9 protein-coding genes, 1 tRNA gene and 1 pseudogene are annotated in these 11464 nt (G+C 32.8%); 6 read left to right on the forward strand and 5 right to left on the reverse strand.

The features are described 5' to 3' along the window. Together Q0075_RS11715 and Q0075_RS11720 are read right to left on the reverse strand one after the other, a co-directional pair. Window positions 1-148 (reverse strand): annotated as a pseudogene (locus Q0075_RS11715) (TatD family deoxyribonuclease); the annotation flags it as partial. Continuing rightward, window positions 141-740 (reverse strand): DUF1684 domain-containing protein, encoded by a 600-nt coding sequence (locus Q0075_RS11720; RefSeq protein WP_366798520.1) that lies wholly within the window; start codon window positions 738-740, stop codon window positions 141-143. The pseudogene Q0075_RS11715 and the gene Q0075_RS11720, both read right to left, overlap by 8 nt. A 258-nt stretch (window positions 741-998) precedes the next feature. Between Q0075_RS11720 and Q0075_RS11725 the strand changes: the two genes are divergently transcribed. From Q0075_RS11725 to Q0075_RS11740, 4 genes are all read left to right on the forward strand, one after another. Next, complete coding sequence (locus Q0075_RS11725) at window positions 999-2231, forward strand: MFS transporter (RefSeq protein ID WP_297869671.1); 1233 nt, start codon at window positions 999-1001, stop codon at window positions 2229-2231. Between the two features lie 78 nt (window positions 2232-2309). Next, complete coding sequence (locus Q0075_RS11730; RefSeq protein WP_291110260.1) at window positions 2310-2669, forward strand: BlaI/MecI/CopY family transcriptional regulator; 360 nt, start codon at window positions 2310-2312, stop codon at window positions 2667-2669. A 1-nt stretch (window position 2670) separates the two neighbouring features. Further along, window positions 2671-4428, forward strand: a complete 1758-nt coding sequence (locus tag Q0075_RS11735) for a M56 family metallopeptidase (RefSeq protein WP_297869672.1) — start codon at window positions 2671-2673, stop codon at window positions 4426-4428. Between the two features lie 60 nt (window positions 4429-4488). Then, a complete protein-coding gene (locus tag Q0075_RS11740) occupies window positions 4489-4629 on the forward strand; it encodes an SsrA-binding protein (RefSeq protein ID WP_291110264.1) in 141 nt (46 codons plus the stop codon). Window positions 4630-5200: 571 nt separating this feature from the next. On the opposite strand, the gene Q0075_RS11745 is transcribed toward Q0075_RS11740, so the two are convergent. Then, complete coding sequence (locus Q0075_RS11745) at window positions 5201-5713, reverse strand: adenine phosphoribosyltransferase (protein WP_297869673.1); 513 nt, start codon at window positions 5711-5713, stop codon at window positions 5201-5203. Between the two features lie 71 nt (window positions 5714-5784). Between Q0075_RS11745 and Q0075_RS11750 the strand changes: the two genes are divergently transcribed. After that, window positions 5785-5858, forward strand: a tRNA-Arg gene (locus Q0075_RS11750). A 256-nt stretch (window positions 5859-6114) separates the two neighbouring features. On the opposite strand, the gene Q0075_RS11755 is transcribed toward Q0075_RS11750, so the two are convergent. Together Q0075_RS11755 and Q0075_RS11760 are read right to left on the reverse strand one after the other, a co-directional pair. Next, the gene (locus Q0075_RS11755) at window positions 6115-6915 is read right to left on the reverse strand and encodes an endonuclease/exonuclease/phosphatase family protein (RefSeq protein ID WP_297869674.1); all 801 of its coding nucleotides are present in this window, start codon (window positions 6913-6915) and stop codon (window positions 6115-6117) included. Between the two features lie 4 nt (window positions 6916-6919). After that, on the reverse strand, window positions 6920-7144 hold the full coding sequence (locus Q0075_RS11760) for a hypothetical protein (RefSeq protein ID WP_297869675.1): 225 nt from the start codon (window positions 7142-7144) through the stop codon (window positions 6920-6922). 287 nt (window positions 7145-7431) lie between these two features. Between Q0075_RS11760 and Q0075_RS11765 the strand changes: the two genes are divergently transcribed. Further along, window positions 7432-11464, forward strand: a 4033-nt coding sequence (locus Q0075_RS11765) for a PKD domain-containing protein (protein ID WP_297869676.1), incomplete at its 3' end; no start/stop codon positions are given.

Raw genomic sequence — 11464 nt, forward strand, 5'->3', positions numbered from 1 at the left:
AACGATGTTCATCGATATACCAAGGATGAATTCCAATAGAATAACTAGGAATCGAGGCATCAAATTCCCACGGATATTGATTTACCACTTCCATCACATCCGAAAGATTTGAAAATTGGTGCGTATGTAAATTGATGAATTTAGTCATGGAATTTCTTTACTCCAGCATTAATTTCAATATCCAAATCATTCTCTAAAGGCACAATCGGACACGAATATTCATAATTATAAGCACAATACGGATTATAGGCTTTATTAAAATCGATGGTCCATGTTTTTCCTTTTTGCATTCTCATGTCTACATATCGTCCACCAATGTAGCTCTCCTTCCCACAAGTCAAATCAGAAAAAGGAAGAAACAAATAATCTTCATAGCCCGATTTTTTTGATAAATCGATATTTTTATAAACATTCAATTTTAAGTCTTTACCATCAATTGTAAAATGAAGTTCACCATATTTCACATACAATGGCGTTCTAGAAGTTGTGGTTTTCATACCAAAAGCTTTCTCTTTTTTGGTTCTAACAAACTTAGCCTCCACTATATACTTGTCATTCAATGGAAAAAAATCCAACCCTTTAAAAGCTTTCAAATCTTCTTTCATTAAAGGACTTTTCAAGGAATCCGCATAACTTTGATTCAGTTCGGATTGAAATTGTTTAGCTGAAGCCAAGTCTTTTTGAGCAAACGCAAAAGCCGAACAGAATAAGAAAATCAAAAGTTTGTACATGTGATTCATTTTTAAATCTTAAAGTATAATTAGTTATTTTAAAAACGTTTTTCCAACTGCGTCATTTCGAGTGTTTGGTATTGGTAAAGCCTAAGTTTTACAAATACCAAATGTATCGAGAACTTGAGTTATGCATTTCACAACTCTTTACCATATACTACCTTTTATTAGTAGCGATGCAATAGAAATCATTTTTTACAAAAATATATAATTTCTATAACATTTTAATCGTGCTAGCTTTCGTAATTTTGCAACAGAAATAATACCATGTTAAAAAACGCCTTCAACAAATACATCGATAATTTCAGAGGATTTTCTCGCGAAATTTGGATCCTTACCTTAATCACATTCATCAATCGTGCCGGCACTATGGTACTTCCTTTCTTGTCGAAATACTTGAAAGAAGATTTGCATTTTTCTTACAGTCAGGTGGGTTGGATAATGGTAAGTTTTGGTTGTGGTTCGATTTTAGGGTCTTGGTTAGGCGGAAAATTATCAGATAAAATCGGATTTTATAAAATCATGATTTTTAGTTTACTTACTAGTGGAATCGCTTTCTTTGGCTTGCAATTTGTAACCAGTTTCGAAGGCTTACTTGTTGCCATGTTTTTTATTATGGTGATTGCCGATATGTTCAGACCCGCCATGTTTGTTTCTTTAGGTGCCTATGCTAAACCCGAAAATAGAACACGAGCCCTAACCTTAGTGCGATTAGCCATTAATCTAGGTTTTGCTGCCGGTCCAGCTTTAGGAGGATTACTAATCATGAGTGTGGGGTACAAAGGATTATTCTGGGTAGATGGTGCCACTTGTATTCTTGCCATTCTAATCTTTTGGATTAAAGTAAAAGAAAAGAAAAAATCCAAATACACAGACAAAGAACATCCAGGAGAAGTACTTACACATTCGGTTTTTAAAGACATTCCCTTTTGGATTTTCTTAATAGGTACTTTAATCACCGGAATTTTATTCTTTCAATTGTTTACGACAATTCCACTGTATCACAAAGAGCAATTCAACTTAAGCGAATTTCAAACGGGATTATTGCTTACTTTAAACGGTGTTTTGGTTTTCTTCTTGGAAATGCCTATTGTGAGTTACATTGAAAAACACAACATCAACAAACTAAAAGTCATTACCTATGGCTGTTTGGCGATGGCGATAAGTATTTATTTGTTGTCAGTGAATAATTGGGCTGGCATTTTAATCATCATGATGATTTTCATGACCTTTGCCGAAATGTTCGCTTTTCCCTTCTCCAATTCTTTTGCCATGAGTCGCGCTCCTAAAGGTCACGAAGGGCGTTATATGGCCATTTTTACCATGAGTTATAGTTTAGCGCATATCTTAAGTGCTAAAACAGGAATGGAAATAATTGACCGTTTTGGTTATCAAACCAATTGGTTCTTTATGGGAACTCTTGGTGCTATTGGAGTTTTACTTTTTGTTTGGACCATTAATTTAGTCCAAAAAGAACCAACTCAAAACTTGAAAAACTAAAAATTTAGTTAAATAACTATAAAAATAGTTGTATAACTAAAAAAATAGTTTACCTTTGATGTATCAAAACAATACGTCATGCAAAAACTTACCAACAAAGAAGAAGAGATTATGCACATTTTATGGAAGCTCAAAAAAGCTTTTGTAAAAGATATCATGGAAGAAATTACCGACGATAAACCGCATTACAACACGCTTTCTACTATTGTTCGTAACTTAGAAGAAAAAGGATACGTGGGATATAATGCTTACGGAAAAACACATCAGTACTTTCCTATTGTAAAAATTGAAGATTACCGAAAAACCTTTATGAATACCGCTATTGATAACTACTTCAATAGTTCGTACAAAAATTTAGTTTCCTTTTTTGCTGAAGAAGAAAAGATTTCGGCAGCCGAACTTCGTGAGATTTTAGCGTTAATCGAAAAAAAGAAATAGTATGGAAAATCTATTGCTCTATTTTGCAAAAGCAAACGGACTCATCATTTTATTTTATTTGATGTACGTGCTATTCCTTCGCAAAGAAACCTTTTTTGTTTCCAATCGTTGGTACTTCATTAGTGGGTTAATTTTATCCTTGATATTACCTTTAATTACATTTACAAAAACCATTTGGGTAGAACCATCACCTATTCCAACGTATAACGAAGAAGTAAGCCCTATTACTTATAATACGATTGCTCCTATCGAGGAAAACCCTCTAGATTGGTCGTTAATTGCTACAACTGCTTACGCAGTAATTTCAATACTAATCGTAATAAAAATTACAATGGAACTGGCTTCCTTCTTTAATAAAATCAGAAAACATCAAAAACAAAAAGAAACCGATTTCACTTTAATTCATTCCGACACAACAGAAAATCCTTTTTCGTTCTTTCATTACATTGTAATTAATCCGAATCAGTTTTCTAAAGAAGAATTCCAACATATTTTAACCCACGAAAGCATTCATGTAAAGCAAAAGCATTCAATAGATGTATTACTTGGAAAACTATTTTGTGCCTTCTTTTGGGTAAACCCAATCATTTGGTTCTACCGAAAAGCGATGTTACAAAACCTTGAATTTATTGCCGATAGCGAAACTTTTCAACAAATCGAAAACAAATACGAATATCAAAGAACCTTATTAAAAGTAGTGACTCATCAACACGACTTAAGTATTACCAATCAATTTTATCAATCATTAATCAAAAAACGAATCGTTATGTTACACACAAATCAATCACACAAAAGAAATGTTTGGAAGTATGCCACCATTCTTCCATTGATAGTCGGTTTCATGTTATTGTTTCAAATTGAAACCATTGCACAAGTAAAAGAAAATCCAGAAAAAGCTCATACCGTAAAAGTTGAAGCCATTGGTTTTAGTTGGGATAAAAAGGCAACTGATGAAGAAATGAAATCAGATGCAACACAATTAAAAAGCCAAGGAATTGATTTTAAGTTTTCAAACGTAAAACGCAATAAAAACGGAGAGATTATTGCTATTAAAATTGAATTTACCGATGGTAAAGGCAATAAAGGGGTAAAAGAAATAGATGGCGATGAACCAATTGAACCTATTTATTTTAGTGCCGAAAAAGGAAAAATCGGATTTACCGCTGAACCTGATTATTCGGACTATGTTATAGATAAAAAACTTTCAAAAATTGCTGGATCAGAAGTTAAAGTTAAAAAAATAGTTACAGAAGAAATATTAGATCTTCCAGAACCTCCAACGCCACCAACTCCTCCAAATCATCCTTACGAAAATTTTATAGATCCTCCACTACCTCCAGATTTTCCTAACGTTCCAGACTTACCATCAAACTTTGATAACAAAAAAGCGATGGCTAAGTATGAAAAGGCAATGGCACAATACGAAAAAAAGATGAAAGCCCTTGAGCCTAAAATGAAAGAATTCGAGAAGAAAATGGAAGCCTTTGAAAAAGAAATGAAGCTGAAAGAACCTGATATGAAACAATTTGAAGAAGAGATGAAAGTTTTTGAAGAAAAAATGAAAGTCTTTGAAAAAGAAATGGAAGTTTATCAAAAAAAGCTAGAAGTATCAACAGAATATTATATCAACGGAGAAAAAGTAACAAAAGAAGAAGTTGACAAAATGCAACCTAATGAAATTAAATCGGTTAACGTAAGAAAAAATAGTACTCCAAACCGAATTGAAATCAAAAAAAAGGAAATCAAAAAAACCAAATAACCAAAAAATCCCGATTCATTCGGGATTTTTTATTTTTATATCTTTGCCAAAAATTAAACCATGTATAAACTACTTGCCAAACTCAACAAAGCCCTTTTACCCAGTTTTACCAAACAAGGTTTAGATCCCATCAAAGCAAAAAAATGGCAAAAAGCAATTATAGCATATCGTTATTGGGTTACGGTGAATAGTTTGAAATAAGTATTATAAATAACCCCACCGTCAATTCGAGTGATTTTAGATTTTAAAAATGCTAATTTTTGAAATCTAAAATTGTATCGAGAACTATAGAAACGATTTTCATTCATTAGTTCTCGATACATTTTGTATTCGTAAATCTTAGGCTTTACAAATACAAAACACTCGAAATGACGCAGGTAAAATTAGAAGTTTAAAAGAGCATAACCTAAAATCTAAATAAGACGAGAACTATAGAACCAAAACAACACTACCGTCAATTCGAGTGATTTTAGATTTTAAAAATGCTAATTTTTGAAATATAAAATTGTATCGAGAACTGTAGAACCAAAACAGCCCCACCGTCAATTCGAGTGATTTTAGATTTTAAAAATGCTAATTTTTGAAATCTAAAATTGTATCGAGAACTATAGAAACGATTTTCATTCATTAGTTCTCGATACATTTTGTATTCGTAAATCTTAGGCTTTACAAATACAAAACACTCGAAATGACGCTGGTGAAATTAGAAGTTTAAAAGAAAATAACCTGAAAGCTATATAAGCCGAGAACTATGGACTTATATGTTTCAAAATCAATACCTCAAAGCAGCAAAAATTTCCCTATCCCCTAATTTCGCTCTACCATTTAAAAACGACAATTCCATTAAGAAATTCATTTGCACGATTTCGCCACCTAATTGTTCTACCAATTCACAAACCGCTTTTGCCGTGCCTCCTGTGGCCAAAACATCATCGTGAATTAAAATCTTATCGCCTGGTTGAATCGCATCCACGTGCATTTCTAAAGTATCGGTTCCATATTCCAATTCATAAGAAGCGCTAATCGTATTAAAAGGCAATTTTTTAGGCTTACGCACCGGAATAAACCCAGCATTTAATTTTTGCGCCAATAAAATTCCAAAGAAAAAACCACGACTCTCTACTCCTATTACCTTATCAATTTTCTGATTTTGCAACGAATTAACCAATGTTTCCAAACAAAAAGCCGTTGCTTCAGACGAAAGCAACAACGGAGTTATATCTTTAAACCCAATCCCAGGTTTTGGAAAATCTTGAATATCACGAATATAGTCTTGTAAGTTCATTTTTATTTACTTTTTTTCACATTAGGGTTTGCAAGTTACACAATTATATCTATATTTGCACTCACAAAATCGGCCTCGTGGCGCAACTGAATAGCGCATCTGATTACGGCTCAGAAGGTTACAGGTTTGAATCCTGTCGAGGTCACAAAAGCCCTGCAATTGCAGGGCTTTTTTATTTTGAATAGGATTATAAAACTAATAGAGTTCAATTAGCAAATTCAAAAAAAACTCGAAAGATTAAACCTACTCCCAATACCTACATCAGTCAAAATACAAAACTTTACCTAAAACTCACCGAACATACAACTCCTCTACTATAACTCACCGAGCATACAACTCCTCTACCTGAAACGCACCGAGCATGCATCCCCTCTACCTGTCAAATCGAGCGAAGTCGAGATTCATTTTACTACTATTTCTGTTGTAATAGGAACATGATCTGAAATTTCTCTTGCTTCTTTTAGTGTTGCAAAAGCCTCATAAAAATGAATTACTTTAGGATTACGAACAGTTAATTTCGAACTATTGTACCAAATATTATCAAATTCAGAAGCCAAACATTCTTCGTTACTACATTCTTTTTTTAATGAAGTTTTTTGGCTAACAAATACGCAATCATATCCCATTTTCTTCAAAGGATTAAATACGGTATGTGATTGCGGACAATTAAAATCACCAACAAAAAGTAAATTCAATTTTGGATATTGTTCGGGTAGAAATTTAAAATATTTAATTTCAGTTTCGGGTTGTTTACTTTTGGTTATAGCGTGAAAATTCGCAATAGTAAACTGTTTACCCTTAAAATCAAAAGTACAATAGTAAGGTTCTCTGTCAATTTCTAATTGATATTTTTTCTCCAACCAAGCCTCTCCTACTTTTTTAACTTTACTAGTTTTCCATAAGAAAGCATAGCGTTCGGTTTTATAGGCACTACTACTCGTTGGGTCACTTACCACATAATCCCATTTTGAACCTTTTCTATTAAGTTCATCCGCTAATTTAGCAACTGCTTGTGCTCCACCATCTCCAGCAACTACTTCTTGCAATGCCACAACATCATAATTTTTTAGAATAGAAACAATGTATAATAAATCAGAAGGTGATTTAGAACTTCCTAAATTTTCAACGTTCCATGATAATAACTTTACTTGAGCAAAAAAAGTAGAAGTAAAAAATATAAAAAATAGAAGTAATTTTCTCATACTATTAATCCTCCCAACCACAAAGTGACAGTCCCAATTCTTTAGCTTCAGATAGTGAAACTTTTTTTATAGTGTGCTTACAATTAGTCAAACCTTTACAAAATTTGTTATAATGATATTTTTTAGCTCCTTTAGAAAAACAAATATAAACATCGCTTTCCATTAAATTGAAAGAGGTAAATAAAAGGAAAGGTAATAGAATTCGTTTGTACATAGGATTAATTTTCATTTAAAAAATTGTTTGTAATCAAATGTATTAATATGTATTCTAAAAACACAACAAAATTTGATAAATTCTTAATAACAAAAATTTTAGAATACAAAAAACTTTTAGTTCCTTTGAAAAAAATATGTCTTTACGGATTACCGTATTGAATTTTCCCCAATTTACCATATTTTTACCGACACCTAAATTTTGGGTAATAGAAATGTTTATTTTTATTCGTTTGTTTAGTAGGCAATCTAACATACAGATGTTAGATGTTAGGTTTTTATATATGAATTAATACTTACATTATGGGAAAATTTTACAAGATTTTATTTGCATTATTGATTGTTTCTTCATTTAACAATATAATAGCAAATAATATTCCGCCAGGACCAAAAGCACAAATAAACACAACAAATACTTCTGTATGTTTAAATCAAGTAGCAACAATAACCTTTAGTGTTTTTGATGGAAATAATTCTAATGCTCCTTACACCTATTATTACACCGTAAATGGTGGTACACAACAATCTATTATTTCACCTACAACTAATGATGTTGTTACTTTAACAATCCCAACTGGAACAGCTGGAACTTTTATTTATCAATTAACATCAGTAACGGATTCTCCACCATCTAATAATAATGTTGATATTGATAATACTTCAAATATTGTAACTATTACTGTAAATCCATTACCTGTAGTAGATTTTACTTATGCAAATAATCAATGTTCAGGAAGTTCCATACAATTCAATTCAGTAGTTTCAGGAAATGGTCCATATACATATTCTTGGAATTTTGGAGACGGAGATACTTCCTCTCAACAGAATCCAACACACACGTATAACTCTATTGGATGTGGTACTGTAAATTATAATGTTTCGTTAACTGTTATCGATAATAACGGATGTACAACCACTTCTACTAAAGTTATTACAATAAAACAAAGACCAGATGCTGTTTTTAAGGACAATAATGCTGGTACTTATAATCCATCTAATCTTAGTAATCAATTTAATAATTGTAATTCTGCTGGTGCAAATGCAAATTATAATGTTAGTGTCGGATTGCACTCAAGTTCTACATGTATAACCAGCTATAGTGTTCAATGGGGAGACGGAAGCGCAACCCAAACATTCACTACCACTCCATTTACGCATACTTACACAACTTTAGGCGCTTTTATCATGACAATTACTGCTTTTGGTAATAACGGATGTTCTGTAAGTAAAAGTTACACTATCAAAAATGAGTCAAATCCAGCTGGAGGTTTAGTTAGTCCAGGTAGTACTACAAATTTGTGCGCTCCCACCCCATATTTAAATTTTGTAATATCAAACTGGGCTCTTAATTCACCTGGGACAATTTATTCTATTAATTATGGAGATAATACCCCTGTTTTAAATCTTTTACAATCCGATTTAATTAATTCAACTTATTATAATTCTTCAAATCCTGCTCTATCTGCTAATTATCCTGTTCCCCACAAATATGATATAACAAGTTGTCCAAATACAAGTACCACAGCTACTTTGACAATTTCTAATTCATGTGGTACTACACAGTCAACTATATCTCCAATAATAATTTTAAGACCCCCAACTCCTGATTTTACAAACCCTAATAAAGCATGTGTTAATACTTGTGTGACTTTTACAAACTTATCAACTCCTGCATATAACGAAAATTGTGTAGAAAGTACTTTATATGAATGGGATTTTGGAGATGGATCAGGAATTTATTCAATTACATCATCTGGAAAACCAAATCCTCCGTGTCATGTTTATACTTTACCTGGAGTTTATACAATTACTCTTACTACTTATGGTTATTGTGGTGTTTTTACAAAACAAGGCACTATATGCATAGAACCTCAATTATCACCTCAATTCACATTAAATACCATTCAAGGTTGTTCTCCTTTAGCAGTAACATCTACAAATACTACAAATTTAACTAATATTTGTCCAGGCAATCCAACCTATCAATGGAATGTAAATTATGTTGCAGGTTATTGTGGTAGTGGAACTCCTACGTGGAGTTTTACCAATGGCACAAGTGCTACATCAGCTAATCCATCATTTAATTTTGTAACACCCGGAACATACAATGTTTCAGTTACAATGACAAACTCATGTGGTGCTATAACTTCTTCTGTACAAAACATAATTGTTAAACAACCTCCTACAGTTACTATTAACACAATACCTGATTATTGTGGTTCAACAACCATCAACCCAACAGCAAATGTAAATTCTTGTTCACCCTCTTCAAGTTCATTAAGTTATTTATGGAATTTTCCTGGAGCTACAACTATTCCTGCTGGTGCAATTAACGCAAGTAATCCTTCAGGGATAATTTATTCTTTACCTGGAACTTATACGATTTCTTTAACCGTAACAAACGAATGTGGTAGTACAACATCTTCGAGAACATTTACAATTAAACCATTACCAACTGCAACAATTTCTGGAGATATTTCAGTCTGTCAAAATGCAACTTCTCCAACAATAACTTTTACTGCTACATCTAATTCTGCTCCCGCTCCTAATACAACTAATCCACCATATATTTTTACATATAATATTAATGGAGGTTCTAATTTAACTGTTACTAGTTCAACTGCAACTGCTACTGTTTCAGTTCCTACCAATACAGTTGGAACATTTGTTTATAATTTAGTAAGTGTCCAATATGGTACTTCACCTTCTTGCTCACAGAGTATGACAGGAAGTGCTACCGTTATTATTAATCCATCAGGGCAAGTTAATCAGCCTTCTAATCAAATAGTTTGTAATAATACAAGTACAAGTGCTGTAAATTTCGCTACAACAAATACTGGCGGAACTACATCATATGCTTGGTCTTTTGATACCAATATAGGTCTAACACCTTTAACTGGTACAGGAAATATACCTTCGTTTACAGCTGTAAATACAGGCACAACACCTTTAACAGCTACAATTACGGTTACTCCTACTTTAACAAATGGTGCTGCAATTTGTGTTGGTAGTCCAAAAACATTTACTATTACTATAAATCCATCTGGACAAGTAAATCAACCAACCAATCAAGTAGTTTGTAACAATACTGCTACTACTGCTGTAAATTTTAGTACAACAAATATTGGCGGAACTACATCATATGCTTGGTCTTTTGATACCAATATAGGTCTAACACCTTTAACTGGGACAGGAAATATACCTTCGTTTACAGCTGTAAATACAAGCACAACACCTATTGTTGCTACAATTACGGTAACACCAACTTTTACAAATGGAGCTACAAATTGTATTGGAACTCCTAAAACATTTACCATTACGGTTAATCCATCTGGACAAGTAAATCAACCAACTAATCAAGTAGTTTGTAACAATACTGCTACTAATGCTGTAAATTTTAGTACAACAAATACTAATGGAACAACATCATATGCTTGGTCTATTAATACAAATATAGGATTATCTCCACTTACTGGAACTGGTGATTTACCTTCATTTACAGCAATAAATACAGGTACTACTCCAATTACAGCTACTATTACTGTAACTCCAACTTATAATGGTACTTCAATTTGTAATGGTACATCTAAAACATTTACCATTACGGTTAATCCATCAGGACAAGTAAATCAACCAACTAATCAAGTAGTTTGTAACAATACTGCTACTAATGCTGTAAATTTCTCTACGACAAATACTGTTGGAACTACATCATATGCTTGGTCTTTTGACACCAATATTGGATTAATTCCTTTAAGTGGCTCAGGTAACATACCTTCATTTACAGCTGTAAACACAGGTACAACACCTATTGTTGCTACAATTACGGTTACACCAACTTTTACAAATGGAGCTACAAATTGTATTGGAACTCCTAAAACATTTACCATTACGGTTAATCCATCAGGACAAGTTAATCCTATACCAAACCAAACGCTTTGCTCTAACAATAGTACAACTGCGATTAATTTTACAACTAATAATACTGGCGGGATAACTAACTATAATTGGACCAACTCCAACGCAACTATTGGACTTCCTGCTTCAGGAACTGGAAACATTAATGCATTCAATGTAACCAATTCAACAGCTAATCCTATCACAGCTACAATTACAGTTACGCCATCATTTTCAAATGGAACACCAAGCTGTTCAGGACCATCACAAACGTTTACCATAACTGTAAACCCTAGTCCTGCAGTGAACTTCTCACCTACTAATCAAACGATCTGTTCAGGAGAAACTTCTGCTTTGGTAAATTTAAGCAGTACAACTCCTGGAGCTACTTTCTCTTGGACTGCTACTCAACCTACAGGAATTACAGGGGTTATTACTT

Origin of the sequence: uncultured Flavobacterium sp., assembly GCF_937967675.1 — a bacterium.
Lineage (GTDB): Bacteria > Bacteroidota > Bacteroidia > Flavobacteriales > Flavobacteriaceae > Flavobacterium.

Bases quoted from the DNA above. Each gene is read 5' to 3' on its own strand.
- Q0075_RS11730 (WP_291110260.1), top strand. From the start codon at position 2,310: ATGCAAAAACTTACCAACAAAGAAGAAGAGATTATGCACATTTTATGG.
- Q0075_RS11740 (WP_291110264.1), top strand. From the start codon at position 4,489: ATGTATAAACTACTTGCCAAACTCAACAAAGCCCTTTTACCCAGTTTT.
- Q0075_RS11745 (WP_297869673.1), bottom strand. From the start codon at position 5,713: ATGAACTTACAAGACTATATTCGTGATATTCAAGATTTTCCAAAACCT.
- Q0075_RS11735 (WP_297869672.1), top strand. From the start codon at position 2,671: ATGGAAAATCTATTGCTCTATTTTGCAAAAGCAAACGGACTCATCATT.
- Q0075_RS11720 (WP_366798520.1), bottom strand. From the start codon at position 740: ATGAATCACATGTACAAACTTTTGATTTTCTTATTCTGTTCGGCTTTT.
- Q0075_RS11725 (WP_297869671.1), top strand. From the start codon at position 999: ATGTTAAAAAACGCCTTCAACAAATACATCGATAATTTCAGAGGATTT.
- Q0075_RS11755 (WP_297869674.1), bottom strand. From the start codon at position 6,915: ATGAGAAAATTACTTCTATTTTTTATATTTTTTACTTCTACTTTTTTT.
- Q0075_RS11760 (WP_297869675.1), bottom strand. From the start codon at position 7,144: ATGAAAATTAATCCTATGTACAAACGAATTCTATTACCTTTCCTTTTA.